This is a genomic window from Frankia sp. BMG5.60, from assembly GCF_059428125.1.
In genome coordinates, this window is sequence record NZ_CM182091.1 from 1,633,292 (window position 1) to 1,659,827 (window position 26,536).

Genomic DNA, 26,536 nt, shown 5'->3' on the forward strand with positions numbered 1-26,536 from the left:
TTCACCTCTGCACCGTCCAACCGGACGTGCCGAGGGTCACACGCGAGACCACCACAGTCAATCGGCCGATCAGGAAACTGAACATCTGTACAGCACCGCGCACGCGGCCAGCACCGCGCACGCGGTCAGCACCACCCACGCGGTCAGCACCCACACAAGCACCCGGCACGAACCCGCAGCATTCCGGGCGGAATCTCCTCGGCGGGCGCGTTGTTCTCTCCCGGCGACGGTGGACGGCAGGGTCGCCGGCCGGGCCTGGTGCGCCTGCCGGCCGCGGAGGTCCCAGGATCCCGTGACGGGCCCGCGACGAGGAGGGTGACGGTCGGACGCATGCGCGTGGACATCTGGAGTGACGTCGTCTGCCCGTGGTGCTACATCGGCAAGGCGCGTTTCGAGCACGCCCTGGCCGGATTCGCGCACCGCGACGAGGTGAGCGTGGTGTTCCACTCCTACGAGCTGGACCCGACGCTGCCCCGCGGCGAGTCCGGCCCCCTGCGCGAGGCGCTGGCCGCCAAGTTCGGGCGCCCGGTCGAGGAGGTCGCCGCGATGGAGAACCGTGTCGCCGACGCCGCCCGCGGCGAGGGGCTGCAGTACACCGCGGACCGACTCAGCGGGAATACCTTCGACCTGCACCGGCTGCTGCACCTGGCCACCGACGCCGGCCGGCAGGCCGAGGCGGTCAGCGCCCTGAACGCGGCACACTTCGGCGCGGGCCGGCCGGTGTTCGACGCCGAGACCGCCGTCGAGGTGTTCACCGCCGCCGGCCTCGACGCCGCCGAGGTCACCCGGGTGTGGGCCGGCGACGACTACACCGACGCGGTGCGCGCCGACGAACGCGCCGCCCGCGACCTCGGCATCACCGGGGTGCCGTTCTTCGTCCTCGACGACGCCTTCGGCGTTTCCGGCGCGCAGCCCGTGGACCTGTTCACCCAGGCCCTCGACCAGGCCTGGGCGCACCACCGGGCCGCCGTCTGAGGGCAGGTCTGGCTCCGGGTAAGGGCAGCCGGGGCCAGACCTGTGCGCGAGACGACGTGCTGAGGGACGAGACGACGTGCTGAGGGAATTGTCTTGGGTCGTGAGTAGTAGCTAGGTCTCCCTTCGCCGTGCTGCTGCCTCGATGTCGGGGTTCGGGCTGCTGGGCGGCGCCCGCTGCCCGGCTCTGCGTTGGGGGCGTCGGGCGACCGGCGGTCCGGACGGGTGCGGGTGGGGACAGCACGCGGTCGGCGGTGCTCCCGGCGACGCTGGCCCCGGCGCGGGTGGCCGCCCTGGCCTGCCCGTCGGAACGTCGCTGTCCCACCCGGCCGAGATGATCGCGTCGAACTCGGCGTGCAGCAGGTCGGGGTCGGCGCAGATCAGGTCGGCCAGCTGCGCCTCGACCCGCCGGACCGGCGCCGGCCCCTGCGGGGTCGTCATCGGTCCCGCCCGGCTCAGGCGTGGATGGCCCGGCGGTCGTCGCCGGACGTCTCGATCGCGATCTTCCGGGGCTTGGCCTTTTCCGCGACCGGGATCCGCAGGGTCAGCACGCCGGCGTGGTAGCTGGCGGTGATCTTCTCGGTGTCCAGGTTGTCGCCAAGGATCAACTGGCGGCTGAACACTCCGCGGGGCCGCTCGGCGACCAGGACCTCGCGGTCTGCTTGCAGTGCCGGGCGTTGCGCCCGCACGGTCAGCACGTTGCGTTCGACGTCCAGATCCACGGTGGCGGGGTCAACCCCGGGCAGATCGAACTCCGCCACGAACTCCTCGCCCTCGCGCCAGGCGTCGAGCGGCATCCCGCTCGGCCGGGCCGCCGTGCCCAGGTTGCCGAGCACCTGCTGGCTCAGCCGATCCAGCTCCCGGAACGGGTCGGTGCGCACCAACATCGGAACTCCACCTCCACGATCACGATCTTGTAGACCAGCGCGTCAGGTCATCCACTTATCTGTGGCTGCTGACATAGATTTTGTATAGCACCGGTGGCAGGCTTAGGCAAGACCCCGGCCGGCCGTCCGGGAGAGTCCCTGGAGGCGCCCCGTGAGCCCGTCCGATGTCGACCCGACCCAAGGGGTGTACGGGATCTCGGTGGCCGCCGATCTGGTCGGGATGGACCCGCAGAGCCTGCGCGCGTATGAGCGGCGCGGGCTGCTGGACCCGGCCCGCACCGACGGAGGGACCCGCCGCTACAGCAGCGACGACCTGGCCCGGCTTCAACGGATCGGGCATCTACTCGCAGCCGGGCTGAACCTCGCCGGCATCGCCAGGGTGCTCGAGCTGGAGACTGAGAACGCACGGCTGCGAGCCGCACTCGAGCTGACTCAGGCTGCGCAGGTGAAGCCGCCACCTCGGTCGGGCCGCCCTCGAACCACGGACTGAGGCAGGACTGAGGCAGGACTGAGGCAGGATGGCCGCGCCCGAGACGCTGACCGGCGCGGTGACGCGGACTACCCGTCTAACGGACCGCCACGGTGCGCCCCTCGGCCTCGCCCCGGCGCAGGCGCTCGAGCCCGTCCGGGATGGCGTCGAAACCGACGGTGGAGATGACCGGGTCGAGCGCGCCCGAGGCCAGCAGCGCATAGACCGCGATCAGGTCCTCCTTGGTGGCGCCGAGGGTGCCGCGCAACTCCAGGCGGCGCACCACCAGGTCGACGATGCTGATGGTCGCCTCCGGCCGGCCCGCGCCGACCTGCACGACCCGGCCGCCGGGGCGGGCCGCGCTCAGGGCGAGCCGCGTGGTGCCGACGCCGGCGAAGTCGAACACCACGTCGAGGTCGAGGCCGGCGAACCGACCGGCGTCGGTGGTGAACGACGCCGCGCCCAGCAGGTCAGCCGTCGTCGCCAGATCGGCCCGCACGTCGGTGACGTGGACCTCGCCGCCGAGCAGGACGGCCACCCGGGCGCCGATCTGACCGAGGCCGCCGAGCCCGATCACGCCGACGCGACTGCCGCCGGTCACCTCGCCAACCGCGCTCACCGCGTGGTAGGCGGTCGCCCCGGCGTCGGTGGCGGCGGCGGCCTGCGCGAAGTCGACCCGGCGGGCACCGGCACGAGCCCGTCGACCTGCGCCAGCGCCCGCTCGGCGTAGCCGCCGTCACGGCCCACCCCGGGCCCGTCGTGCAGGACCGGGGCGATGCCGACCCGCTCGCCGACGGCGAAGCCCGTGACGCCGGCGCCGAGTTCGGCGACCACCCCGGCGATCTCGTGGCCGAGCACGATCGGGACGTGCGACGGCATCCCCGGCACCTCGCCGTTCATGAAGGAGATGTCCGTGTGGCACAGCCCGGCCGCGCGAACGTCCACGACCACCTGGCCGGGCCCGGCCACCGGGTCGGGAAGCTCCACCGGCCGCAGGGGCTCCCCGGTCTCCACGAAATGCCACGCCTTCATCACGGTTCTCCTCGTCACGCGCCGCCCGCAGCGGTGGGAACTGGCCGCCTGGCGCCCCTATTCCCGCTGGTGGGAGGGCTGACCCGACCTCAGGGAGGCGGACAGGACGCGAGCTGACCGGGCAGCCGTGGCGGGGGTTGACCGGCGCGGGCGGATCAGCGGATCAGGAGTAGAGCGGGAAGCCGCCGGTGACCTTGAGCGTCTCGCCGGTGACGAAGCCACCCTCGGCCGAGCACAGATAGATCAACGCCGCGACGATGTCGGCGACGCGGCCCTGGCGGTGGATGAGCTGGCGCTGGTCGATGATGTCCCGGATGAGCTCCGCGGGCAGGTCGGCCATCGCGCTCTCGGTGTCCATGAGCCCGGGCGAGATCGCGTTCACCCGGATGCCGTCGGGCGCGAACTCCGTCGCGAACGCGACCGTCAGGCCACGGACGGCCAGCTTCGACACCGCGTACGGCGACGTTCCGATGTGCGACGCCATCGACGAGATGTTGATGATCGACCCGCCACCCCTGGCCGCCATCGACGGCCGGCAGGCGAGCGAGCAGTTCACGACGCCCATGACGTTCACGTCGAACAGCTCGCGCACGTCGTCGCGGGCCAGCGTCTGGAACGGCAGGTTGTACCGGGTGAGATGCCGGCCCGCGTTGTTGATCAGAATGTCGATCCCGCCGAAGTGCTCGACGGCCCGGGCCACCGCCGCGTCGACCGTGTCCTCGGCGGCGACGTCGCAACGCACGGGTAACACCGTGTGCCCGGCCTCGCCGAGGGCGGCGGCGGAACGCTCGGCCGCCGCGGCGTCGATGTCGGCGAGCACGACCGAGGCCCCGCGTTCGGCGAGCTCCCGGGCGAACGCGAGGCCGAAGCCGGCCGCGCCGCCGGTGATGAAGGCGACGCGGCCGTCGAAACGGCGGGCGGGCTCGTGGGTGCCTGAGGATGCGGTCATCGCGTGGACCTCCGTCGCAGGGACACTGTCTGACGACTCGTCAAGCTATGCCGTGTTCCCCGCCTCGATCCACCGACGAACGCCGCCCCGGCACCACGACCAGGGGCTTCCCGGCGCCGACTACGACTACGGCTTTCGGGCGACCGCTCCGTACGTGCCGACCTGGGCGTCGGCCAAGCCGTCCGTCGTGCCGTCGGCCCGCCAGCGCAGGACGTTGACCAGACCGGGGTCGACGAGGTCGAAACCATCGAAGAAGCGGAGCACCTCGTCGCGGGACCGCAGGCGCGTCGGAATGCCCTGCTGCCGGTAGATCTCCGCCGCCGATTCCGCCTCTTCCGGGGCGAAGTCCGCGGTGCCGTGTGTGAGTGACAGGAAGCTGCCCGACGGCAGAGCATCCATCAGCGTACGGACCAGGCCATGCGGATCACCCTCGTCCGGGATGAAGTGGAGCATTCCGATCAGGGACAGGACAACCGGCTGGTCCAGGTCGAAGGTGTCACGTACCTCGGCTGAGGCCAGGATGCGCTTGGGGTCGTGGAAGTCGGCGTCCACATACGCGGTACGGCCTTCCGGGCTGCTCGTCAGTAGCGCCCGCGCATGCACGAGCACGATCGGGTCGTTGTCGACGTAGACCACCCGGGAAGCCGGCTCCAGCCCCTGGGCGACCTCGTGCAGGTTCGGGCTGGTGGGAATGCCGGTACCGATGTCGAGGAACTGCCGGGCGCCCGCCTCGCGGGCGAGGTAGCGGGTCGCCCTCAGCATGAAGGCCCGGTTCTGCTGGGTGGTGTTCTGGACGTCGGGGAAAACACTGATGATCTGTTCGGCGGCGGCCCGGTCGGCCGGGAAGTTGTCCTTCCCGCCGAGGAAGTAGTCATAGACCCGCGCCGAATGCGGGATGTCCATCTTCAGATCGGCCGAGATGAATCTCTGTGCCGCGGGAACATTCCGTGACGTGCTCGACACCTCGTCCTCAGCCGTTGCCACCGCGACCGCCCTCTCCCCGTCTGACGCCCGTCTGACGCCCGTCAGACGTTCCGTGGACCTCACCTTAGCGGTCAAATCGCCCACAAGCAGTCATGGGTCTGGCCCCCGGAAGACCAGGGCGCCCACCGCAGGACGGCTCCCACGGGGCTCCACCCGGGCTCGGTGGTCCGGTCGCAGGCATACGAATCCCCCGACCGGTCGGCAGCAAGCGCACTGACCTGGGGATTTCACGCCACCGATCGCCCGGACGTCGGGCTGCCGCAGCCAGACCGCAGCGAAGCCGTCCGCTTCGGCTCGTGATCCTGGCTCCCGACGTCGACGTGGTGCAACGACGGGAGTCGGGGCGCGACAAGGTCGCGTACGGCACCCGGTGGAGTCCCGCCCAGCTCGACGCCGTCCTGCGCACCGAGACCCCGCGCGTCGGCCTGTGGCTGGACAGCGATGGTGCTGACGCCGGAGCAGACGGCCGACGAGATCCTGCGCCGCCGCGACGACGCCCTGCTGCCGTACCCGGACCCGGCGACGTTTTCCACGCCTGGCGAGAACGGGGTCAGGGGAATGTCCTCGCCTCTGCTGCGTAGGATTCTGCGCGACCGCGACCGCGACCGCGACCGCGACCTCGACCGACCCGGCGGCGGACCGGTCGGCGACGCGCAGCACTGCCGCAGAAGTGAGGACCGTGCAAACCCCGTCCACAATCGGCCAGGCGGTGGCCGTGGTGCTCCTCGTCCTGCCCGGCGTCACCTACCAGTTTCTGCGCGAGCGGTGGCGGGGCCCGGTGAGCGGCGAGGCGCAGCTCGGGGAACGAGTGCTTCGCGCCATCACCGCCAGTGTCGTACTGAACGCCGTGTACGTCGTGGTCGCCGGGCCGTCGCTCGTCGCGGCATGGCATCGGACGGAACTCTCCGGCCTGTCGGCGCTGTTCATCGGCCATTCCCGCGGCATCGCCGCCTGGGTGCTGCTGCTCTTCTTCGGCGTGCCCTCCGCCGCCGCGGCGGCGGTCTCGTACTGGCAGCGGCGCCGTACCCGCTCCCTCTACCGGCCGACACCGACGGCATGGGACCATCTCTTCGGTGCCGCGACGCAGGGCGGCACGCGCTTCGTCCGTGCACGGCTGAAGGACGGCACCTGGGTCGGCGGCTGGTACGGTGCCCGGTCGTACGCATCGGGCCATCCGCAGCCGATGGACCTGTACCTGCAGCGGTCCTACCGCATGGGCCGGGACGGTTCCTTCGGCTCGCCGGTGGCGGGCAGTGACGGGATCTATATCAAGATGGCGGACGTCGACATCCTGGAGCTGGTCAACGCCCCCGCCCGGAACGATGAGGGAAAGTAGGCCCACGGTGGGAAACGAAACGACGGCGGAAGACGATCTGACCCCCTGGGAACGCGCGTTCTTCGCGCAGTCAGGGAACTCCCGCGGCTACCAGCCAAAGGGGGTGGAAGTCGAGGGTGACGAACCGCCGCCACCACCCGAAGGCCCGGCCGGCGCTTCACCGAGACCCCCCGATGCATACTGACCACCGCCCCGGAGAACGGTGGTCGGAGGCGGACGCGAGCTAGTTCTCGGCCGTGGCCACGGTCCAGTTCAGCTCGTAACCGGCCTGCTGGAACTCGATGATCGTCTGCTCCAGGTCGGCCTTCCGGAACTCGCGCCACACCGCCAGCAGTGCAGCGATCGGCGCCAGCAGCGGAACGTCTTCGTACCGAGCCGGTGTGCCCCATGCGACGGTCGCCTCCCCGGGTGAGCCGGCGGGGCCCGCCTCGGCCCGGAACGGATGCCACCCGAGAACGTGCCGGTCCAGGTTCGCGTCGAGCAGGACAATGCCCGTCGCGAAGGCATCCCCCGGCAGCTCGAGTGCGGTCCGCAGGTCGCGATCCTCCCAGGCGACGATGAGGCGCGTCGCCATCATGACGGACGGAAGCAGGCCGAGGGCCGTTATCGCCGAAGCAGCGTCGTCGCCGCGGAGAAACGCCGGCATACGACGTAGCCGAGATAGGGGTTTTCCATGTCCTCCGCAAGGATGTGCACCTGCGGCTGAGGGCAGAAACCGGTCTGCCGGATCAGCTCCTCACTCGCGTTGAGAACAACGGTGGCCAGCGCGTCACCTATGTCTAGCACGGCCTTAGTATGCCTCAGCGGGTTTGACGATGGTGATGGCGATGGCAGCACAGGATGGAGATCGCATGCGGGCGAGATGGGTGAGCGCCATCCGTTCCAGGCTGGCCGGTGACGGCGGCCCTTATGGCCTGCTCGACCCGGCGGCGCTGGCGGAGGCAGTTGCACTCGTCGCCGCCACGACCCGGCCCGAGGACGTTGTCGAAACCTGTCACCTCGTCGGGCTGCTGCATTGGCACCGCGCGCTGGCGCTGGGGGCGCCGCACGTCGAGCGCGAGACCGGCACCGCCATCACGCTGCTCCTCGTGGTGCACCTCTCGGGCTCCCCGCTGCCGATGCCCGAGCCGCTGGCTCGCAGCTTCGAGCGCACCCCCGTGACCGCCGCGTCGGCGCTGGCCGCCGGCCCGGCCGGGCCGGCCGGGCCGGCGGCAGCCACGGAGGAGGCCGTCACCGGGAACGCGGACGACGCGGTGTGGGAACGGTTCGTCATCGTCTTCGAACCGATGCTGCAAAGCGGCGCCGATGCGCACACCCTGCGGCTCGCGGTCAGCGCCGCACGCAACGCCGTGGCCGGCACCCGCCTCGGGCCGCCCGGCCGCCTGAAGTACCTGGCCTTCCTCGGCAGCGCGTTGCAGCGCCTCTTCGAGCAGACCGGCGACGTCGCCACCCTGGCCGAGGCTGTCGAGATCGGACGAGCCGCCCTGGCCGAGGTGCCGGCGGGTGACCCGGACCGGCCGCGGCACCTGTACACCCTCGCCGACAGCCTGCGGGTCGTCTTCGAGCACACGGGCGACGTCGAGCTGCTGCGGGAGGCGGTCGAGCTGAACCGGACCGCGCTGCGGACCATGCCCGGCGACCACGACCAGCGCCACGGACCCCTGTCCGGGTTGAGCCTGGCTCTGCGCAAGCTGTACGAACGCACCAACGACGCCGAGCTCCTCGATGAGGCCCTTGAGCTCGGCGCCGCCGCCGTGGCCGCGGCGCCGAGCGGGTACCTGGCTCCAGCGATCCTGCTGATCAATCATGGCAGTCTTCTGCAGGCGAAGTTCGTGCGCACCGGGCACCAACCTCTCCTGACGGAGGCGATCGCCGTCACCCGCCGGGCTGTCGCCGCGACCCCGCCCAGCTCTCCGCTCGAGCTTGCCGGCCGCTACAACCTCGCCCTGCTGCTCCAGGCACAGTTCGACCACACCGGGGACCTGAGCGCGCTGGGCGAGGCCGTCGACACGACACGCGCCGTCGTCCGCGCCACGCCGGCGGATCACCCCGACGCGCCCTTCTACCGCTCGACCCTCGTCGGGCAGCTTCAGACGACCTTCAAACGGACCGGCGACGCCGCCGCGTTGGACGAGGCGGTCGCCTGGGGACGCGACGCCCTGGCGGCGACCCCACCACACCACCCCAACCGACCGCTGTACCTCGTCAACCTCGCCCTGGCGCTGCAGGCCAAGGCCGACCACACCGGTGACCTCAGGATGCTGCGCGAGGCCGTCGAGCACCATCGCCAGGCCGCGGACACGACCGTGGATGCGAGCCGCCGGTCCGTCGTCCTGTCGAACCTGAACAACGCGCTGCGGTCGTACTTCGACAGCACGAGGGATGTGGGCACGCTCGAGGCGGCGGTCGCCGCCGGGCGTGCCGCGGTGGCCGCGGTTGCCCAGGACCACCCCGACCGGTCGGTGTTCGAGCTGAACCTGGCCTCGTCGCTGGACGCGCTGGGGCTCGTGCTCGGTGACACACCGCTGGTGCAGGAGGCACTCGACCTGCTCGAGTCGGCCGCATCCAGGGGAAGTGCCCGGACCGCCGCCCGGGTGGAGGCGGCTCGTGGATGGGGCCGCATCGCGATGGAAGCCGGCCAGGTCGAACGGGCCGCGCGTGGCTATGCGACCGCCGTGGAGCTGCTGCCGCGCCTCGCGGCACGCGACCTGGTGGCCGCCGACGCGCTGCACTGGCTCGCCACCTATGCCGAGCTGGCGAGCGACGCCGCGGCCTGTGCGCTGAGCGCGGGACGCCCCGAGCACGCGGTCGAACTGCTCGAGACCGGCCGAGGAGTGCTGCTGGGGCAGGCCATGGAGGCCCGCACCGATCTCACCGACCTGCGCGCCCTGGACGAGCTGTCGGCGGACCGGTTCGTCCACCTGTGCGCGCAGCTCGACGCGGACCCGCCCGACGGGCTCGCCACCGCGGCAGCGCCGACCGCGCCGCTACCCGTCACCGCCGCCCAGCCGGCAGCCCCCGAGGACCGGCGCCGAGCGCTCGCCGAAGAGCTGACGGCGCTGGTGGACCACATCCGGACGCTGCCCGGCCTGCAGCGGTTCCTGCTGCCCGCCGACGTCGCGCAGCTTGCCGCCGAAGCGCACAGCGGACCGATCGTCATGATCAACATCAGCCGGTACCGGTGCGACGCGCTGCTGCTGACCCCTGCGGGTGTTCAGGTCCGGCCGTTGCCGGACCTGACCCACTCCGTCGTCCGGGCCCGGCTGGCAGCGATGCGTCAGTCCCTGGCCGGCATGCGTTCCGGCAGGGTCGCCCGCCAGCACGCCGAAGAGGCGATGCACACCACGTTGACGTGGCTCTGGGACACCGTCACCGGGCCGGTTCTCGACCATCTGGGAATCACGGGGCCGTCCGAGGACGGCAGCCGTGACCGTGTCTGGTGGATACCGTGCGGGCCCCTGGCCTACTTCCCCCTGCACGCAGCCGGTCGTCATCGGGAAGGTTCCGGCCACGACCGGCCGACCGTGATGGACCGCGTGGTGTCCTCCTACACCCCCACCGTCCGAGCACTGGCCCACGCCCGGACGCGGCGCGCCGGCCAGACGTCGATCGCCGCGGCGGGTTCCCCGCGCCTGCTGGCCGTCGCGATGCCCCGCACGCCCGGCGCGTCGGACCTGCCCGCCGCGCTGCAGGAGTTCGAGCAGCTCGCCCGGCTGTACCCCGAGACAGAGGGGCTGATCGGCGAGCAGGCCACCCGGGACGCCGTCCTGTCCCGTCTCCCGGCAGCCACGTGGGCCCACTTCGCCTGCCACGCCAGCAGCGATCCGGTCGACCCGTCGAACAACCATCTGCTGGTCCACGACCACGCCCGCAGGCCGCTCAGCGTCCAGCAGATCTCCCGACTGCGGCTGCAGGATTCGCAACTCGCCTTCCTGTCGGCGTGCAGTACCGCCGTGACGTCACAGGACCTGGCGGACGAGGCGTTCCACATCGTCTCGGCCTTCCAACTGGCCGGGTACTCCCACGTCGTGGGCACGCTGTGGGCGATCGACGACGCCGTCGCCGCGGAGATCGCCGGTCAGATCTACGCGAACCTCGCCTCGAACGGATCCGATGCCGCCGGTACGTGGGCCTGCGTGGATCGCGCGATCCACCTCGCCCGGGACCGCTTTCCTCGTATCCCGACGCTCTGGGCCGCCCACATGCATGCCGGGGCCTGACGCGCCCCGGCATGGCCGGGATGCCGGGGCCTGCGCCGGGGCCTACGCCTCGAGGACGACGACGACCTCCTGCTCCTTGGCGTCGATCAGGACGTCGCAGACCCGCTCGCCGATGACGTCGGAGCCGAGCATGCCCGGGCCCGGCTCGCCGGGCTGGCCGAAGCCGTGGACCATGGCGCGGATCATGACCTCGCGCACCAGCACCTCGCCGGCGCGAGCCTCCCGCTCCAGGTGCCGGTACAGCATCCGCTGCGCCGCCTGGGCCATCGACACCACGCCCATCCCGCGGGCGGGGATGTCCGCCATGCCGCCGCCCATGCCCAGGTAGACCGCGCCGGCCGACAGGGCCGGCAGGAAGGTGGTCGCCGCGCTCAGGTGCAGCCGCAGGTAGGGGCCGAGGTGGTCGTCGGCCTGCTCCCAGGTCGTCGACAGGACCGGCGTGGGCGTCCACGGGATGTTCACGGCGACGACGACGGCGTCGGCCGAGGCCAGGTCGAGGCGCGCCGCCAGCTCGGCCGCCCGCTCGGCGTCGGCGACGCTGCCCACGACGGTCTTGACGCCCGCGAACTCGTCGGGCAGCGCGTCGAAGCCGACGGTGTCGCGGTCGACGGCCGTCACCTCCCAGTCCCGCTTGCGAGCTGCGGCGACGATGCCACGCCCGACGTTTCCGGTCGCGCCGACGACGATGAGGGAGAAGGCCATGGAGGAAACCTAGCGAAGGACGCCGTCAGGTGCCGGATGCGGCGAATCAGCCGATCGACACCCGGTCGGGCGAGGGACCGACAGGGTTGGCGCGCAGGGCCCGGATCTCCGAGCGGCGCAGTTCGACCCGCCCGGCGCGCTCGCGGACCTCGTACACCGGCTGCGGACGGGTCGCCGGACCCTGGACGACCTCGCCGGAGCTCAGTGCGAACCGGCTGCCGTGCCAGGGGCACTGCACGCAGTCGCCGTCGCGTTCGCCGTCGCTCAGGGGGGCGCCCCGGTGGGTGCAGCGGTCGTTGATCGCGACGATCCGGCCGTCGACCCTGGTCAGCAGCACGGGCACGCCGTCGACCTCGGCCTGCCGCAGCGCCGTGGTGACCTCGCCGGCCGCCAGCACGTCCGTCCAGTCGGCGGGGCCCCGCTGGAACGCGGTGGTGTCCACCCCCACCCCGAGCGCGTAGGCGAGGTGGCCGCCCAGCCACCCGCCGACGCCGAGGGCGGCCGCCCCCGCGAGGCCCGCGGCCACCCCGCTCGACGCCCCGCTCGCAACCTCCCCGCCTGCGACCACCCCGCCTGCGACCACCCCGCCTGCACCACGACGCCGCTGCCACCAGGACGCCGTGTAGCACCCGATGCCGACGATGTTGCAGGCCGCGTGTACGAGCCCGACGCGGCGTTCGGCGCCGTCGGTGTCGAGCCAGTCCGACCACCCGGCCGCCGCGGCGGGGCCGGCCGACAGCAGCCCGAGCCCGATGAGCCGCCGCGCGGCCGGACGCAGGGCGGACCCGCCGGTGACGTCGAGCAGGGTCGCGCTCAGCAGCGTTCCCGCCGGCACGATCACGGCCGCGGGGTGCAGCGGATGCCCGAGCGCCCGGCCGCTGAGCAGATCGCGTAGCCGCTGCGACCGCAACGCCTTCGACCAGAACGCGGCGACGCGCCCGGCGACCGGATCGAGCGCCTGCTCCCGTTCGAGCCGATCGAGTACCCGTTCGGACCCGCGCATACCTACCTCTTCTCGGGAGATCCCGTCACACTCAGCGGCGCCGCACCGCTGCGCGGCGCGACCGGCGAACTACCCCCGTCCGCGTCCCGCACACGTCCCCGGCCCCGCCGTTCCCGTGGGCGGCGGCGATGGATGGGACGTTGGTGCCGACGCTGGCGTCGCGGCGGCTCCCGATCACCAGCGCGACGGCCGATTGACTCTCCCCCCGGGGGAGGGCCGACACTGCGCTCATGCGTTTCGCCCCGACGATCGGCTACTTCTCCCGGTCCACGCATCTCGACACGTCGGCGTCCCCTCCCGACCTCGACTGAGGGCGACCGCAGGACCGCTCGCACGCAGACGTCCCTACGAGCGACGAGGACGAAAATCGTGACCGTGTCCGTCATCGACACCGGACCGCACCAGATCAGCCGGTCGGTCCTGGTAAACGCGCCGGTGAGCGACCTGTTTGCCATCGTGGCCGACCCGCGCCGGCACCGCGAGCTCGACGGCTCCGGCACGGTACGCGCCACCGTCTCCGGGCCGCCGCGGCTGGCTCAAGGCGCGACCTTCTCGGTGAACATGAAGGCATACGGCCTGCCATACCGGATCACCAGCAGGGTCACGGCGTTCGAGGAGGACCGCCTCATCGAGTGGCGGCACCCGGTCGGCCACCGGTGGCGCTGGCAGTTCAGTCCGGAATCGAACGGATCCACCCGCGTCAGCGAGACCTTCGACTACAGCGGAATGGGACGGATCAAGGCCACGATCCGCTACTACGACCTCATCCGCGCCCCGAAGGCGAACGCGGCTGGCATCGAGGCGACCCTCACCCAGCTCCAGGCCCGTTACGCGCCGGCCAGCCCGACGATCACCTGACGGCACCATCGCGACATACCAAGGGGTGCCGACAGGAGCACCGGCGGCGCGGGAATCAGCGGGATTCGAGGCGGTAGCCCATCCCTCGCCGTGTTTTCATGGGTATCGGCCGCATCCGGGCCGGCCGGTGTCACGCGAGGGGTGAATCTTCACGGCGACGACCACGCCACGAAACGAGGGCGCCGCCGGGCAGGGACCTTCCTCCCTGTCCGCCACGGCCCACCTGTCCGCCACGGCCCACCGGCGAACGATGCGTGCCATCTCCGGTCTGCTGGTCGGGCTCTTCGTCTCGATGCTGTCGTCCACGATCGTGACGAACGCGCTGCCGACCATCATGTCCGACCTGCACGGCAGCGCCACCAGCTACACCTGGGTGGTCACCGCCAACCTGCTCGCGATGACGGCCAGCATGCCGATCTGGGGCAAGCTCGCGGACCTGGTCGACAAGAAGCGGCTGGTCCAGTCGGCCCTCGGCGTCTTCGTCCTCGGCTCCGTGCTCGCGGGGCTGGCCGGCTCCCCCGGGATGCTGATCGCCTGCCGGTTCGTCCAGGGCATCGGCAGCGGCGGGATGTCCTCCCTGGTCCAGGTGGCGATGGGCGCGATCATCCCGGCCCGGGACCGGGGCAGGTACAACGGCTACGTCGGGGCGACCTTCGCGGCGGCGACGGTCACCGGGCCCCTCATCGGCGGACTCGTCGTCGACGCCCCCTGGCTGGGCTGGCGCTGGTGCTTCTACCTGGGCCTGCCGATCGCGGCGGCCGCCGGAGTGCTGATCCAGCGCACGCTGCGGCTGCCCGTGGGTGGCCGTGAGGTCTCCATCGACTACGCCGGCGCCCTGCTGATCTCCGGCGGTGCGAGCTGCCTGCTGGTCTGGGTCTCGCTGGCCGGGGACGCCTTCGGCTGGGCCTCGACGCAGACCGGCTGGCTGATCGGCGGCGGCGTGCTCCTGCTGGCCGTCGCGGTGGCGGTCGAGTTCCGGGCCCGCGAGCCGATGATCCCACCCCGCCTGTTCCGCGACCGCACGCTCGTGCTCTGCGTGATCGCGGCCTTCTGCGTCGGCACCGTGATGTTCTCGACCCCGGTCATGCTCAGCCAGTACTTCCAGCTCGGGCAGGGCCGGTCGCCGGTGATCTCCGGGTTGCTCGCGGTTCCCCTGGTCGGCGCGATGGCCTACGCCTCGATCCACGTAGGCCGGGTGATCTCGCGGTCCGGGCGCTGGAAGCGCTTCCTCGTCCTCGGCTCCGGCCTCGTGTTGTGCGGCCTGCTGCTGCTCGGGCTGATCGGCCCGACGACGACGCCGGTGCTCGTCGGCCTCGCCATGATGCCGGTCGGTCTCGGCCTGGGCATGGTCCAGCAGAACCTGATCGTGATCGCCCAGAACACTGCCCCGCTCACCGATCTCGGGGCCGCGAGCGCGACCGTGCAGTTCCTCCGCAGCCTCGGTGGAACGACTGGCGTCGCCGTCCTCGGCGCGCTGATCGCGCACCGGGTCACCGACCTGACCGCCGCCGGGCTGGCGGCCGAGGGTCTGCCGGTGGACGCCCTGGGTGACGGCCGGGACATCCCGGATCTTGACACGGTCGGCGCTCCGGTCGCCTCCGTCGTCCGCCACGCCTACGGAACGGCGGTTCCCGAGGCCTTCCTGAGCGCGATCCCGCTCATCGTCGTGGCCGCGATCGTCATCCTGCTCATCGTCGAGACCCCGCTGCGCACCACGGTGCGTGTCGAGCCCGCCGCCGCACCCGCTCCTCGCTCCGACCCACCGGACGACGGTGACCGCCCGGACGGCTGAGATCTCCGCTGCGCCGGACACAGCCAGGATTACAGGCGGAACGTACATGTTGGTGTACGAACGGTTACCAGGGGCACGGCACGGGCAGGCACCAATCGCGTGGACGGCTGGGGGTGAGGGGCGATGGCACGGGCGGAGTCGGCGTCCGGACCCTCCTCGGGCGGGATCGAACCGGACGCGACGGTCTCGGAGCTGCTCGGGATACTGCGCCGTCACCTGGGGATGGATCTCGCCTACCTGGCGCGGACGGACGGCGAGGATCTCGTCATCCAGGTGCTCAACGGAGCGGGCTGGCGGTTCGGGCTGGCAGCGGGGACCCGGGTCCGCCCCGATCCCCGGTTCTACCGCAGCCTGCTGGCCGGCACGCTCCCGAAGGTGATTCCGGACACCGGACGCGATCCCTTCCTGGTCGATACGCCGCTCGTGACGAGGCTGGGCATCGGGTGCTACGCGGCGACGGTGGTGACCGACAAGAACGGCGAGGTGTTCGGGGTGCTCGGCTGCATCAGCCGTGCCCCGCGGCCGCATCTGCGGGAGCGGGACAGCCGCTTCCTGGGCCTGGCCGCCGAGTACCTCAGCGACGCCGTCATCGACCTGCACCGGATCTGGGAGGCACGCAGCCGGGTCTGGTGCAGCATCAGCGAAATGATCGACGCCGGCGGCCCGGAGATCGTCTACCAGCCCATCGTGGACCTGGCGACGGGTCGGATCGCCGCGGTGGAGGCGCTGTCCCGGTTCCCCAACGAGCCCCGCGAGCCGCCCCGAGGCCCGCGGGGCTGGTACTTCGACGCCACGACCGTCGGCCTCAGCGCCGAACTGGAGCTGGCCGCGATCCGCCGGGCGCTGCGAGCGCTGCCCCAGCTACCCGCCGCCGTCTGCCTCACCGTCAACGCCTCGCCGGCCACGATCATCTCCGGACTTCTCGACGTCCTCCACGACGAGGAGACCTGTCGGCGCCTGGTCGTGGAGATCACCGAACACGAGTACTTCTGCGATGACACCGACGTCCTGCGCGGCGTGCGGGAACTCCGCGCCCGGGGCGTGCGGATCGCCGCCGATGACACCGGGACCGGCTACGCGGGGCTGGAGCAGCTCATCGAGCTGCACCCGGACATCGTGAAGCTCGACTATCTGGTCACCCACGGGATGGACGCCGACCCGGCCCGCCGGGCGACCGCCGCCGCGCTCGTCATGATCAGTAGGGAGTTCGGCGGCTGCGTCATCGCGGAAGGCATTGAAACCCCCGCCGAACTGCACACCGCTCTCGACGTGCACATACCCTACGGCCAGGGATTTCTCCTCGGCGCCCCGGCCACCACCCCCTCCCTCGCCTGCGCGGGACGCGCAGACACCGGTCGGGGGCGGCGGTCGGGAGGGCTCAGGCCAGGCGGGAGCGGGGGGCGCGCAGGCCCTCCAGCCGGGCGACGCGCCACGACCAGGCGACGGTGATCGCCACGGCGGTCGCGGTCACGGCCGTGCCGGTAACCCCTCGGATCGCCACGAACACGGCGGTGGACTGCGACACCAGCAGCCAGAAGGTGAACGCGGCGTTGCCGAGATTCACGGCGGCCCAGAAGAGGGTCAGGCCGAGGAAGAGCCGGCGCACGCCGATCCGCTCGGTGACACCTGCGGGCAGCGGGCAGAAGTCGCCGGCCAACCGGTGAACCAGTGGCCGGGGGGTCAACGCCGACAACAGAAAGATCATGCCGATCACCCCCGCAACGATCACCGGTTGGAGGAAGTAAATGAACGCATTGCCGTTGATGATCACAATCACCGTGCGGACGGTGAGCCCGACCGAGGAGAGGATCAGCAGGGCGGGAATGCGTTGCCGTCGCACGACGCGCCGGCCAAGGGCGACATAGCCCCAGGCCACGGCGGTCAGCGCGGCGAGGGTGAGACCACCGAGATGCAGAAAGATCAGGAAGAGCGCCGCGGGAATGACCGTCGCCTCGACCAGGTGCGGCACCGCGTGTTTCGCGATACTTGTGGGCCGGGGCAACTGGACGGCGGCCGTGTCGCTCACGGGCGCGGAACCCGGCGCGTCCACGGGTGGACGGGCCGGTGGGGTCGGAAGCGCCAGCTCGGCGGTCGGGTGAACGTCGGAAGAGACATGAGCTCCTAAGGGGCCATCCCCGGGTCGGCGATCACGCTGGAGGTGAAAACGGTACGCGACGATCGGTCGCGCGCGGCACGGCCCCACCCCCGATGTGCCGATGTGGTGCTATGCGTGTCCGGGGCGGCCGTCTGCGCAATCCGCGCCCGCCGACGGGACCGTGTCCACGATCTCACCCCTTTTCGGTAGTGTCCTGTCGTCTGTCGGACACTTCGGCTCATACCAGGCAGATTTCCCTGCTGCCGCATGTACCGCACGCCCGCACCCTCCCCTTGACGAGCGAGGACCCGCAGCCCGCGCGGCGCCTCCGCTCCTGTCCATATTTCGGAGCAATCAACATGCGTCGTGGCTTAACGCTAGGTATCGCCGCGATCGTCCTGGTACTGACCGCCGGGGTCAGCGCCTGCTCGGGGAAGTCGCCGGCCGCCACGGCCGCCCCCTGCGCCACCCCTGGGGTGACCCCGCAGGAGATCCGGCTCGGCCTGCTGTACTCCGACACCGGGGCGAGCTCCGCCACCCTGGCCGTCGCGCGGGCCGGCGTCGACGCCCGCATCGGCCAGGCCAACGCCGGCGGCGGCATCAGCGGACGCAAGATCGTCTACGACTGGCAGGACGACCCGGGCACCCTCGAGGCGAACACGCTGGGTGCCCGCAACCTGATCGAGGGCAGGCACGACTTCGGCCTCCTGGAGTACTCCCTGGCCGCGGGCGCAAGCGCCCAGTACCTCGCCGACCGGGATGTTCCGGTGAGCGGCCTGGCCGTCGGCGACGCCTGGCCGAAGTACCGCAACATGTTCTCCTTCTCCTACACCACCGGCGGCGCCGTCGACACCTACGGCCAGTTCGTGAGGTCCCGCGGCGGGAGCCGGGCGGCGCTGCTGCGCACCGCGCTGTCCAGCGAGGTCGGGAACGCCGGCTCCAAGCTGGTGGAGAGCCTGGAGTCCGTCGGCATCCCCACCGTGGCCCAGGTCCCCTACACGCCGGGCGCGGACAGCCCGGCCGCGACCGCCCAGAAGATCATCAACTCCGGCGCCGACACCCTGCTCGCCGTCGTCGACGCCGGTGTCGCCCTTCCCCCGGTGCTCAGCGCCCTGCGCGCCGCCGGCAAGAACATGAAGGTGATCCTTTCGGTCAGCGGCTACGACAACCAGCTACTACGCCAGGCCGGTCCCGCGATGGCCGGGGTCGTCGTCCCGGTGTTCTACCGGCCGTTCGAGGCCGGTGGCCTTGCGATAGCCCGCTACACCGCCGCCATGACCGACTACGCGCCGCAGGTCGAGAACCCCACCCAGGAAATCGCCATGATTTCCTACATCAACACCGACCTGTTCCTCAGGGGGCTGCAGCTCGCCGGCCCCTGCCCGACCCGGAAAGGCTTCATCGCCGCACTGCGCTCGGTGACCAGCTACGACGCCGGCGGATTGATCGAGCCGCCGATCGACGTCAGGAACGGGCTCGGCAAACCGACCACCTGCTGGTCCTTCGTCCAGGCCAACGACACCGGAACCGCGTTCACCATCGTCGACCAGAACCGGTGCGGCCGGGCCCTGCCCGCCGCCTAGTGGCTGCTGCACCTCGTGGCTCCAGTACCTCGTGGCTGCTGCACCTCGTGGCTGCCGCACCTCGTGGCTGCCGCACCTCGTGGCTGAGGCGTCAGGTCCCGAGATAGCCGCGTAGCAGCGCGTTCTGGTCGAGGTCGCCGGTCGGGCCGTCGAACGTCACCTGGCCACGGTCGAGCAGCACGACCCGGTCGGCGATGTCGAGCGCGCGCTGCACGTACTGCTCGACGAGCAGCAGCGCGACGCCCGACGCGGCCAGGGCCTTCAGCGAGTGGAAGATCTGGTCGACGACGGCGGGCGCCAGGCCCATCGACACCTCGTCGAGCAGCACGATCCGGGGCCGGGCGAGATGGGCTCGGGCCAGGGCCAGCATCTGCTGCTGGCCGCCGGACAGGGTGCCGGCGGTCTGGCCCAGCCGTTCCCGCAGCACCGGGAACGCCGCCAGGGCGACCTCGACGGAGGAGTCCGTCGCCCACGGCGGCACCTGCATCCGCAGGTTGTCCCGCACGGTCAGGCTGCGGAAGATGCCCCGCCCCTCGGGGATGTGGCACAGCCCGTCGCGGGCCCGCCGGTGCGCGGGCGCGCCGGTGCGGTCCCGGCCGCCGACGAGGACGCGTCCGCGTGCGGCGGGCAGCAGGCCGGTCGCCGTGCGCAGCAGCGTCGTCTTGCCCGCTCCGTTGGCTCCGAGCAGGGCCACGACGGAGCCGGGGCGCACGGTCAGGTCGACCCCGCGCAGCACGGTGGTGCGGCCGTAGCCGGCTTCCACGCCACGCAGTTCGAGGACGGTGTCGGCCATCACTCGCCGCCCGTGGTCAGGCTGGCCGAGTGCGGGCGGGCGGCGTCCGCGGCGGCGGACGCCAGCGGGTCGGACGCCAGCGGGTCGGTCTCCCCGAGGTAGGCGACGCGCACCACGGGCGACGCCATGACCTCCGCCGGGGTCCCGTCGAACACCGGGCGCCCGAAGTCCAGGACGTACACGTGGTCGCAGATCGCGGTGACCAGGCTCATGTCGTGCTCCACGAGAAGGATGCCGACTCCGTGCTCGTCGACCACGCGTCGCAGGATCTGCCCGAAGTGCCGGGTTTCCGCGCGGTCGAGGCCGGAGGAGGGTTCGTCGAGAAGGAGGAGCCGGGGCTGACCGGCCAGGCAGCGCGCGAGCTCGACCAGCCGGCGTTGCCCGGTCGACAGGGAACCGGCCACCTGCCCGGTCAGGTCGCCCAGGCCGCAGGTGCGCACCGCGGAGTCCGCCGCGGCGTGGATGTCGCGCGAGGTCTGCGGGGCGCTGGCGAGATGGCGCAGCGCGTTGGGTCCGGCCCGCCGCCCCTCGGCCCCGAGGACAACGTTGTCCCACACCGTGAGGTTGTCGAACAGCTCCATCTGCTGGAAGGTGCGCCCCAGGCCCAGCCGGGCGCGGGTCGAGGCCGAACGACGGATGATCGACCGGCCGTCGAGGAGGACCTGGCCGCGCTGGGGCCGCAGCAGCCCCGAGCACACGTTGAACGTCGTCGTCTTGCCGGCGCCGTTCGGGCCGATGAGTCCGGTGACGTGCCCCGTGGCGGCCCGCAGCGTCACGCCGTCGACGGCCACCAGGCCGCCGAAGGCCACCCGCACGTCGCGGATCTGCAGCTCGGCCGGCGGCACCTGGGCGATCGGGCGGGACGGTTCCGGCCCGGACGCCGCGGCGTCCCGCGCGCGGGCACCGAGCCAGCCGAGCCCGCCGAGCCGGTCGCGACCGCCGAGCCGGTCGAGCGCGCGGCGCACGGCCGGGTGCGGCTCGCGGGCCCGGGCCGCGGTGACCGCATACAGGATCGCGAAGACGCCGAACGCCACCTGCAGCCAGTTGGAGGTGTCGGCGTCGTCGAGGTAGGACGGCACGAGGGTGAGCCCGGCGGCGCCGGCGATCGCGTACCAGGGCGCGCCCCCGACGCTGATGACGACCAGCACGAAGTAGACCAGCGAGGTGATGGGGAGGTAGGAGTCGCCGTTGACCTGCCCGACCGCCGCGGCGTCGAGGACCCCGGCGACGGCGGCCAGGAAGGCCGACAGGCAGAACACCAGCACCCGGGTCGTGTTCACGGCGGTCCCGCTCGTCGCGAGGCCGATCGGGCTGTCGGCCAGGGCGCGCAGCAGCCGGCCCAGCCGACTGCGGTTCAGGGCCACCATGGCGAGGGCCGCCACGGCGGCGAGGATCAGCACGAGGTAGTAGTAGCCGCGGTCGGAGCCGTCGAGGCCGACGGCGGCCCAGCGCGGGGTGGGCACGGTGACGCCGATTCCCAGGCTGCCGAACATGTAGCCCTGGGAGTAGAACATGTACTGGACGAGGATCCCGAACCCGAACGTCGACAGCGCCAGGTAGAGCCCGGACAGGCGGATCGCCGGAATCGCCAGCAGGGCGCCGATCGGCACCGCGACGAGGCCCGCGACCACCAGCGCGGCCGCCCACGGCCAGCCGTTGCCGACGTGGAGCTGCGAGAACGTGCAGACACCGATGGCCATGAACGTGACGTGGCACAGCGACACCTGTCCGGACGTGCGCACGAGCAGGCCGAGCGATCCGAACAGGATCGCGTAGGCGAGGAACTCGCTGAACGCCACCAGGTGGATGCCGGCGAAGCTCGGCACGAAGCAGAGCAGCGCCAGGACGGCGACGCCGCCCGCGGACTGCAGGCGCCACGGCGTCGTCCAGGCGACGCCCGAGCGCGGCACCGCGCGCAGCCGTTCGGTGAGGCGCCGGCGAGGGGCGGTGAGCAGGACGGCGAACAGGACGAGGAACGGCAGGGCGTTGGACAGCCCGGCCAGCAGGCCGCTGTCGAAGTACTTCGTGGCCAGCGAGGCGATGATCCCGATGGCGAGCCCGCCGGCGTACGTCGCGGGCAGGCTGGTGAACCAGCCCAGCGCCGCGGCGCCGAAGGCCGCGACGACGAGGAAGGTGAGGGCCGTCGCGTCGAGGTTGACGTACTGGGCGATGAGCACACCCGACGTCGCCGCGAACCCGATGCCGATCATCCAGGCCCACCGGCGCACGGCCACCGGGTTCGTCCCGGTGGTGTCGAGCAGCGCCGGGTCGTCGACCACGGCGCGCATCGCCACGCCGGTTCGGGCCAGCGAGAAGTAGGCGTAGAGCGCCGCGGTGGCGAGGATCCCCACCGCGAAGACGATGATGCGGTCGGCGGTCACGGTCGTGCTGCCGACGTGGAACCCGGCGTCGGGCAGGAACACCGGCACCTTCCGCGGCCGGGTGTCCCCGTAGATCAGGACGGCGCCGGCCTGCACGACGAGCAGCACGCCGACCGTGCCGGCCACCCGGGTCGACAGCGCGGTCGCGGCCATCCGCCGGGCGCCCTGCTCGAACGCCACGCCCAGAACCGGGCCGGCGCCGAGGATGCAGATCGCCGCCGCGGGTATCCACGGCAGTCCCGCCTGGACGTGCAGGCTGTAGAACAGGTACGCGGAGACGGTGGCCACGGCTCCGTGGGCGAAGTTGAAGATGCCGGATGTCTTGTAGGTGAGCACGAGCCCGACACCGGCCAGGCCGTACACCGATCCCGTGGTCAGCCCGGCGATGAGGAACGGCAGCACGTGGGTCCCCTCCTGCTGATGTGGTCGTGACGATCCGCCGGAGATCCCGGGACGCGCCGTCTGCGCGCTGGAGCCGCGTGGCCGCCGCGTTGCGCGGTCGGCGCGGCGCGTCCCGGGAGGTCGGAGCGGTCTCAGCCGGCCGCCGCCGGATTGCCGGCCGCCGCCGGGTTTGCGTTCGCCGCCGAGTCACCGGTCGCCGCCGGGCGGCGGTCGGTGCGGCTGCGCGGCTGGAACCGGTGACGCATCACGGTTCCGGTGCGGTCGCGCAGCCCGACCTTCTCGTCGAGGTCCGGCCGCACCTCACGCATCACGAGGAAGTCGGGGGACAGCCAGGCGCGGTGGACGTACGGCGCGAAGCTGAGCAGGCCCCGGGCGCCCCCGGTCGCGGCGGGCAGCATCTTGACGCGCTCCAGGCCGGCCTTCACGCCGGCCGGCGACAGCGGGCGGGCCTTGGAGATGCCGTGCGCGATCATCTGGGCGATGTCGTAGTTGATGATCGCGAACCAGTTCTCGGGCCGGTAGTCGTAGCGGCGCTCGAACCGGTCGAGGAAGTCCCGGGCCACCGTGTTGGTCTCGTCGTACTGGTCGCAGCCCACCCAGCCCTTGAGCGAGGCCATGCCCTGGGGCAGGACCGGGGCCGACATGAACGCCGTGCACATCACCCGGAACGGGTCCCACTGCGCCGCGGCGAGAGCGCGGTTGATGTGGACGGAGGCCACCCCGACGCCGAGGTAGGCCAGCGCGTCCGCGCCGGCCGACCGCAGCCGCTCGACCGCCGGGCCCATGTCCGTCTCCAGCGGGTCGACCCCGTGTTCCAACAGCACCTCGACGCCGTCGAACTCGCAGGCGTCGCGGAAGAAGCCGCGGTACTCGTCGCCGATCGCCGTCTTGTCGTAGACGACGGCGACGGTCTTGATCCCCTTGACGGCCAGGTAGTTCGACATCACGTAGGGGTCCTCGGCCAGCGACCCGTTGTTGATGTTGAAGCACCACTCGCCGTACCAGAGGTCCGTACCGCACATGGCCACGGACGGGACGTGGCCCTCCCGGTCGTTCCACTCCCGGAACGGGATGGCGTTGTCGGAGATCCACGGGCCGTCGATGGCCACCACGCCCGCGTCGACGAGCTCGCGGCCCGCCTGGATCACGGTGTGCGCGTCGCCGGTGGGCAGGCCGTGGACGAGCTTGTAGATCACTTCGATCGGCCGGTCGATGAGGCCGTCCTGCAGCGCCTCGTCGAAGGTGAGGTCGAGCACGTCGTGCAGGAGCTGCTCGGCCTCCGGGGCGAGCGGCCAGTCGCAGAGCATGCCGATCTTCGTGGTTCCGGACACGGAGGTCCTCCTCGTGAGAACTGCGGGGATGGGGGCGCAGTGGCCCGGGATGGGGCCCGGGGATGGGGGCGCAGTGCCCCGGGATGGGCCCCGGGGATGGGGGCGCGGTGGCCCGGGGACGGGGCCCGGCATTGGGCCCGGCATTGGGCCCGGGGATGGGGCGCGGGGATGGGGCGCGGGGATGGGGCGCGGGATCAGGGGCGGGGATCGGGGTGCAGGAGCGCGGGGATGCGGGGCGCAGAGATGGAGGCGCGCCGGGCGGGGGCGCGGCACCGCGGCAGGCCGTGGCGCGCGGGGCGCCGGGCGGATCAGGCGTTCTTGCCGCAGACCCGGCCCGCGCCGAAGGGGGTGGTCAGCTTCCCGGCCTTCACCTGGGCGTACCAGGTGCACACCTCCTGGACGGCGGGCTTGCCCTTCACGTAGGTCACGGGCGCGAGGACGCCGTCAAGGTCGAACCTGGGGCCGAGCTTGTACAGACCGTCGTAGATCGTCTGCGAGGTGATGTCGCCACTCGCGCCGGCGAGGACCTTCTCCAGGACCTTCCCGGCGTACCAGCCGGAGGTCGTGCTGGTGTTGAGCAGCACGTCGGGCTGGTACTTCGTCATCGCGGCCAGGAACTCGGCGGTGCCGGGTCCGTCCCCGAACCACAGCGGCTCGGGGGCGGCGAAGACGAGGCCCTCCCACACCGGGGCGGACAGTTCGCTGTCACGCCAGTTCTGCGGGTTGTCGATCCAGATCGGCCGGTAGTCCTGCTGGGCGCACTGCTCGACGAGGCGCTTGGCGGTGGCCAGGTCGCTGGCGGCGAAGACGGCCTCGGCGCCCGAGTCCTTGAGCTTCTGGCACTGGGCGGCGTAGCTGGTCGCCGAGGCCGAGATGGCCTGGCCCGGCACCGTCCGGATGCCGAGCCGGCGGGCGTGGGTGTCGAGCAGCGACGCGGCCTGGGCGCACGCGGGCACCTCGGCGCAGTAGGCGACGCTCACCACCGTCTTGTGGAACAGGACCGCGGCGTTGGCGTACCCGCCGTACCCGGTGTCGTTGGTGCCGGTGACCGGGAAGAAGTTCGGGTCCTTGGTGTACGACACCCCGGTGGCCGTCCCACCGAGGACCGGGATGTCGTGCTGGGAGGCGTAGCTGGCCCACGCCGCGTCCACGCCCGACTCGTGATTGCCGACGAGCGCCACGACGTGGTCCTTCTCGACGAGCTCCTTGACGTTCTGCAGGGCCTTGGCGGGCTTCCCGCCGTCGTCCTTGACGATGATCTCGACAGGATGGCCGGCTATGCCGCCGGCGGCGTTGATCCCGTCCGCCCACGCCTGCAGACCCTTGGAGCCGGCGATGGCGATGTCCGACGCGAACCCGCTGTAGACGCCGACATTACCGATCTTGATGGGCGACCCGCCGGGACCGCCGCTGCTCGACGACCCCGTCCCACCGCCGCCACCGCCACCGCTGCCGCTGCCGCAGGCGGCGGTGGCGAGGAGTAAGGCTCCCACCGCTGCGGCCACGCTCGCCCGGGTCCGGGCGGAGCGAGGTCGCATCGCTCTGACTGCTCGCATGAGGTGTCCTCCTGGGTTTCGGGCTGGCTGTGGGCTGGTTTTTGGGGCTGGCTTGGGGGGCCCGGCTTGGGGGGCCCGGCTTGGGGGCCGGCTTGGGGGCCGGCCGACGAAGGGTGCCGCCGAGGCGTGCGCCGGACACCCGGCTGCCGGACGAAGGGCACCTCTCCACCCGCCGCAATGGTGTACCACACATCACACATAATGTGGAAGTGTGTATCTGCGCAGGTGGGAGCGGTCTTGTGGGTCTACGGGCGCGGTGGAGCCAGCCGGAGCCGCCGGCGGGTCGCCTGAGGGCGCAGCGCCCCTCAGGACGCTGCGCCCCTCAGGACGCTGCGCCCCTCAGGATGTGGCGCCCCTCAGGATGTGGCGCCCCTCAGGACATGACGGACCTCAGGATGCGACGGACCTCAGGATGCGTCGAACAACCCGCGGCGCTCGAGTTCGGCCACGAGCGCGGTCCCGTGCTGCTGCAGCATCCGTTCGGCCGCCGACGCCGCGGCCTCGCCGTCGCCCTGGTCGACCGCCTCGGCGATGAGGCGCATCCACGGGGCCACGGCGTCGGCCATCCCGGGCACGGCGGTGTAGTAGGCGTCGGCCGGGAGGAGGTCGGGCACCGCGTCGACGAGATGCCGCCAGGCCGGTGAGGCGCACATCCGTCCCAGGACGTCGACGAACTCGACCATGAGCGGCCTGATCGCCTCCAGGTCCTGCTCCCCGCCGAGCCGGCCGGCGATCGCGACGAGTTCATGCTTGTTCCGCGCGCTGGTGCCGGCCACCGCTCGCTTCAGGGCCCACCCGTAGAGCAGCGAGAACAGCTCGTAGTTGTCACGGATGCGATCCCGGTCGACATGGCAGACGAAGGCGCCGCGATGCGGGCGGATCTCCAGGATGCCCTCGGACTCCAGGGCGATGACGGCCTCGCGCACCGGGGTGTTGCTCACCCCGAGCACCCGGGCCACCTCGTCCTGAGGGATACGCTCCCCCACCCGGATCTTGCCTTCGAAGATCTGCTCCTTGATGTAGTCACCCACGCTCATGCGGACGCGCTCGCGGGCGATCGGCCGGGCGGGTAGGCGGGAGGCCGACTCGTGAGCTGGAGCTTTCGACGCCAAGCCTGCGGCTCCTCAGCAGGACGGAGGGAGGGCACAACCCGGCCGCGCCGGAATCACACATGATACAGAAAACGCGCCG

The 26,536-nt window shown here is 71.8% G+C and carries 24 protein-coding genes; 8 read left to right on the top strand and 16 right to left on the bottom strand.

The genetic code is table 11. The annotated features are described in order from the left end of the window. Positions 1 to 330 precede the first annotated feature (330 nt). On the top strand, positions 331 to 975 hold the full coding sequence (locus AC5R91_RS06555) for a DsbA family oxidoreductase (RefSeq protein ID WP_495396236.1): 645 nt from the start codon (positions 331 to 333) through the stop codon (positions 973 to 975). A gap of 111 nt (positions 976 to 1,086) precedes the next feature. On the opposite strand, the gene AC5R91_RS06560 is transcribed toward AC5R91_RS06555, so the two are convergent. Both AC5R91_RS06560 and AC5R91_RS06565 read right to left on the bottom strand, forming a co-directional pair. After that, positions 1,087 to 1,413: a hypothetical protein gene (locus AC5R91_RS06560; RefSeq protein WP_495396237.1), complete on the bottom strand. Its 327-nt coding sequence runs from the start codon at positions 1,411 to 1,413 to the stop codon at positions 1,087 to 1,089. Between the two features lie 14 nt (positions 1,414 to 1,427). Next, the gene (locus AC5R91_RS06565) at positions 1,428 to 1,859 is read right to left on the bottom strand and encodes an Hsp20/alpha crystallin family protein (protein ID WP_495396238.1); all 432 of its coding nucleotides are present in this window, start codon (positions 1,857 to 1,859) and stop codon (positions 1,428 to 1,430) included. A gap of 151 nt (positions 1,860 to 2,010) precedes the next feature. Here AC5R91_RS06565 and AC5R91_RS06570 point away from each other — a divergent pair, with 151 nt between their 5' ends. Further along, positions 2,011 to 2,349: a MerR family transcriptional regulator gene (locus AC5R91_RS06570; RefSeq protein WP_495396240.1), complete on the top strand. Its 339-nt coding sequence runs from the start codon at positions 2,011 to 2,013 to the stop codon at positions 2,347 to 2,349. Between the two features lie 76 nt (positions 2,350 to 2,425). On the opposite strand, the gene AC5R91_RS06575 is transcribed toward AC5R91_RS06570, so the two are convergent. The 4 genes from AC5R91_RS06575 to AC5R91_RS06590 form a co-directional block, all read right to left on the bottom strand. Beyond that, positions 2,426 to 2,929, bottom strand: coding sequence for a zinc-binding dehydrogenase (locus tag AC5R91_RS06575; RefSeq protein ID WP_495396242.1), 504 nt, complete (start codon positions 2,927 to 2,929; stop codon positions 2,426 to 2,428). 14 nt (positions 2,930 to 2,943) lie between these two features. Continuing rightward, entirely contained in the window at positions 2,944 to 3,360 is a 417-nt protein-coding gene (locus AC5R91_RS06580; protein ID WP_495396243.1) for an alcohol dehydrogenase catalytic domain-containing protein, read from the bottom strand. A gap of 163 nt (positions 3,361 to 3,523) precedes the next feature. Further along, complete coding sequence (locus AC5R91_RS06585) at positions 3,524 to 4,309, bottom strand: SDR family NAD(P)-dependent oxidoreductase (protein WP_495396244.1); 786 nt, start codon at positions 4,307 to 4,309, stop codon at positions 3,524 to 3,526. Between the two features lie 126 nt (positions 4,310 to 4,435). Further along, positions 4,436 to 5,293, bottom strand: coding sequence for an SAM-dependent methyltransferase (locus AC5R91_RS06590; RefSeq protein WP_495396245.1), 858 nt, complete (start codon positions 5,291 to 5,293; stop codon positions 4,436 to 4,438). 679 nt (positions 5,294 to 5,972) lie between these two features. Here AC5R91_RS06590 and AC5R91_RS06595 point away from each other — a divergent pair. Then, entirely contained in the window at positions 5,973 to 6,629 is a 657-nt protein-coding gene (locus tag AC5R91_RS06595; RefSeq protein ID WP_495396246.1) for a DUF6338 family protein, read from the top strand. 223 nt (positions 6,630 to 6,852) lie between these two features. On the opposite strand, the gene AC5R91_RS06600 is transcribed toward AC5R91_RS06595, so the two are convergent. Next, positions 6,853 to 7,203 carry a hypothetical protein gene (locus tag AC5R91_RS06600; RefSeq protein ID WP_495396247.1) on the bottom strand — a complete coding sequence of 117 codons (351 nt, stop codon included), beginning with the start codon at positions 7,201 to 7,203 and terminating at the stop codon, positions 6,853 to 6,855. A 29-nt stretch (positions 7,204 to 7,232) separates the two neighbouring features. Further along, positions 7,233 to 7,415, bottom strand: a complete 183-nt coding sequence (locus AC5R91_RS06605) for a hypothetical protein (RefSeq protein WP_495396248.1) — start codon at positions 7,413 to 7,415, stop codon at positions 7,233 to 7,235. A 65-nt stretch (positions 7,416 to 7,480) separates the two neighbouring features. Here AC5R91_RS06605 and AC5R91_RS06610 point away from each other — a divergent pair, with 65 nt between their 5' ends. Further along, entirely contained in the window at positions 7,481 to 10,849 is a 3,369-nt protein-coding gene (locus AC5R91_RS06610; RefSeq protein ID WP_495396249.1) for a CHAT domain-containing protein, read from the top strand. A gap of 42 nt (positions 10,850 to 10,891) precedes the next feature. Here AC5R91_RS06610 and AC5R91_RS06615 read toward each other — a convergent pair whose 3' ends face one another. After that, positions 10,892 to 11,551 (bottom strand): NAD(P)H-binding protein, encoded by a 660-nt coding sequence (locus AC5R91_RS06615; protein WP_495396250.1) that lies wholly within the window; start codon positions 11,549 to 11,551, stop codon positions 10,892 to 10,894. Between the two features lie 46 nt (positions 11,552 to 11,597). Then, entirely contained in the window at positions 11,598 to 12,554 is a 957-nt protein-coding gene (locus AC5R91_RS06620) for a Rieske (2Fe-2S) protein (protein ID WP_495396251.1), read from the bottom strand. 369 nt (positions 12,555 to 12,923) lie between these two features. Here AC5R91_RS06620 and AC5R91_RS06625 point away from each other — a divergent pair, with 369 nt between their 5' ends. From AC5R91_RS06625 to AC5R91_RS06635, 3 genes are all read left to right on the top strand, one after another. Beyond that, positions 12,924 to 13,412: an SRPBCC family protein gene (locus AC5R91_RS06625; protein ID WP_495396252.1), complete on the top strand. Its 489-nt coding sequence runs from the start codon at positions 12,924 to 12,926 to the stop codon at positions 13,410 to 13,412. A gap of 250 nt (positions 13,413 to 13,662) precedes the next feature. After that, positions 13,663 to 15,204 (top strand): MFS transporter, encoded by a 1,542-nt coding sequence (locus AC5R91_RS06630; protein WP_495396253.1) that lies wholly within the window; start codon positions 13,663 to 13,665, stop codon positions 15,202 to 15,204. Between the two features lie 123 nt (positions 15,205 to 15,327). Then, on the top strand, positions 15,328 to 16,653 hold the full coding sequence (locus tag AC5R91_RS06635) for a sensor domain-containing phosphodiesterase (RefSeq protein WP_495396254.1): 1,326 nt from the start codon (positions 15,328 to 15,330) through the stop codon (positions 16,651 to 16,653). Here AC5R91_RS06635 and AC5R91_RS06640 read toward each other — a convergent pair. After that, positions 16,583 to 17,230, bottom strand: coding sequence for a VC0807 family protein (locus tag AC5R91_RS06640; protein ID WP_495396255.1), 648 nt, complete (start codon positions 17,228 to 17,230; stop codon positions 16,583 to 16,585). The genes AC5R91_RS06635 and AC5R91_RS06640 overlap by 71 nt on opposite strands. Positions 17,231 to 17,658: 428 nt before the next feature. Here AC5R91_RS06640 and AC5R91_RS06645 point away from each other — a divergent pair, with 428 nt between their 5' ends. Next, complete coding sequence (locus tag AC5R91_RS06645; RefSeq protein WP_495396256.1) at positions 17,659 to 18,882, top strand: ABC transporter substrate-binding protein; 1,224 nt, start codon at positions 17,659 to 17,661, stop codon at positions 18,880 to 18,882. Positions 18,883 to 18,973: 91 nt separating this feature from the next. Here AC5R91_RS06645 and AC5R91_RS06650 read toward each other — a convergent pair whose 3' ends face one another. From AC5R91_RS06650 to AC5R91_RS06670, 5 genes are all read right to left on the bottom strand, one after another. Beyond that, positions 18,974 to 19,675, bottom strand: a complete 702-nt coding sequence (locus AC5R91_RS06650; protein WP_495396257.1) for an ABC transporter ATP-binding protein — start codon at positions 19,673 to 19,675, stop codon at positions 18,974 to 18,976. Further along, entirely contained in the window at positions 19,675 to 22,458 is a 2,784-nt protein-coding gene (locus AC5R91_RS06655) for an ABC transporter permease subunit (protein ID WP_495396258.1), read from the bottom strand. The genes AC5R91_RS06650 and AC5R91_RS06655 overlap by 1 nt, the downstream gene beginning before the upstream one ends. A 131-nt stretch (positions 22,459 to 22,589) precedes the next feature. Further along, the gene (locus AC5R91_RS06660) at positions 22,590 to 23,789 is read right to left on the bottom strand and encodes an ABC transporter substrate-binding protein (protein ID WP_495396259.1); all 1,200 of its coding nucleotides are present in this window, start codon (positions 23,787 to 23,789) and stop codon (positions 22,590 to 22,592) included. Between the two features lie 308 nt (positions 23,790 to 24,097). Further along, on the bottom strand, positions 24,098 to 25,282 hold the full coding sequence (locus AC5R91_RS06665; RefSeq protein ID WP_495396260.1) for an ABC transporter substrate-binding protein: 1,185 nt from the start codon (positions 25,280 to 25,282) through the stop codon (positions 24,098 to 24,100). A 470-nt stretch (positions 25,283 to 25,752) separates the two neighbouring features. Beyond that, the gene (locus AC5R91_RS06670) at positions 25,753 to 26,382 is read right to left on the bottom strand and encodes a GntR family transcriptional regulator (RefSeq protein ID WP_495396261.1); all 630 of its coding nucleotides are present in this window, start codon (positions 26,380 to 26,382) and stop codon (positions 25,753 to 25,755) included. Positions 26,383 to 26,536 lie beyond the last annotated feature (154 nt).

Coding starts and splice junctions, on each gene's coding strand:
- AC5R91_RS06645 (WP_495396256.1), top strand. CDS start 17,659: ATGCGTCGTGGCTTAACGCTAGGTATCGCCGCGATCGTCCTGGTACTG.
- AC5R91_RS06650 (WP_495396257.1), bottom strand. CDS start 19,675: ATGGCCGACACCGTCCTCGAACTGCGTGGCGTGGAAGCCGGCTACGGC.
- AC5R91_RS06630 (WP_495396253.1), top strand. CDS start 13,663: ATGCGTGCCATCTCCGGTCTGCTGGTCGGGCTCTTCGTCTCGATGCTG.
- AC5R91_RS06555 (WP_495396236.1), top strand. CDS start 331: ATGCGCGTGGACATCTGGAGTGACGTCGTCTGCCCGTGGTGCTACATC.
- AC5R91_RS06610 (WP_495396249.1), top strand. CDS start 7,481: ATGCGGGCGAGATGGGTGAGCGCCATCCGTTCCAGGCTGGCCGGTGAC.
- AC5R91_RS06585 (WP_495396244.1), bottom strand. CDS start 4,309: ATGACCGCATCCTCAGGCACCCACGAGCCCGCCCGCCGTTTCGACGGC.
- AC5R91_RS06565 (WP_495396238.1), bottom strand. CDS start 1,859: ATGTTGGTGCGCACCGACCCGTTCCGGGAGCTGGATCGGCTGAGCCAG.
- AC5R91_RS06580 (WP_495396243.1), bottom strand. CDS start 3,360: ATGAAGGCGTGGCATTTCGTGGAGACCGGGGAGCCCCTGCGGCCGGTG.
- AC5R91_RS06560 (WP_495396237.1), bottom strand. CDS start 1,413: ATGACGACCCCGCAGGGGCCGGCGCCGGTCCGGCGGGTCGAGGCGCAG.
- AC5R91_RS06620 (WP_495396251.1), bottom strand. CDS start 12,554: ATGCGCGGGTCCGAACGGGTACTCGATCGGCTCGAACGGGAGCAGGCG.
- AC5R91_RS06600 (WP_495396247.1), bottom strand. CDS start 7,203: ATGGCGACGCGCCTCATCGTCGCCTGGGAGGATCGCGACCTGCGGACC.
- AC5R91_RS06635 (WP_495396254.1), top strand. CDS start 15,328: ATGGCACGGGCGGAGTCGGCGTCCGGACCCTCCTCGGGCGGGATCGAA.
- AC5R91_RS06615 (WP_495396250.1), bottom strand. CDS start 11,551: ATGGCCTTCTCCCTCATCGTCGTCGGCGCGACCGGAAACGTCGGGCGT.
- AC5R91_RS06670 (WP_495396261.1), bottom strand. CDS start 26,382: ATGAGCGTGGGTGACTACATCAAGGAGCAGATCTTCGAAGGCAAGATC.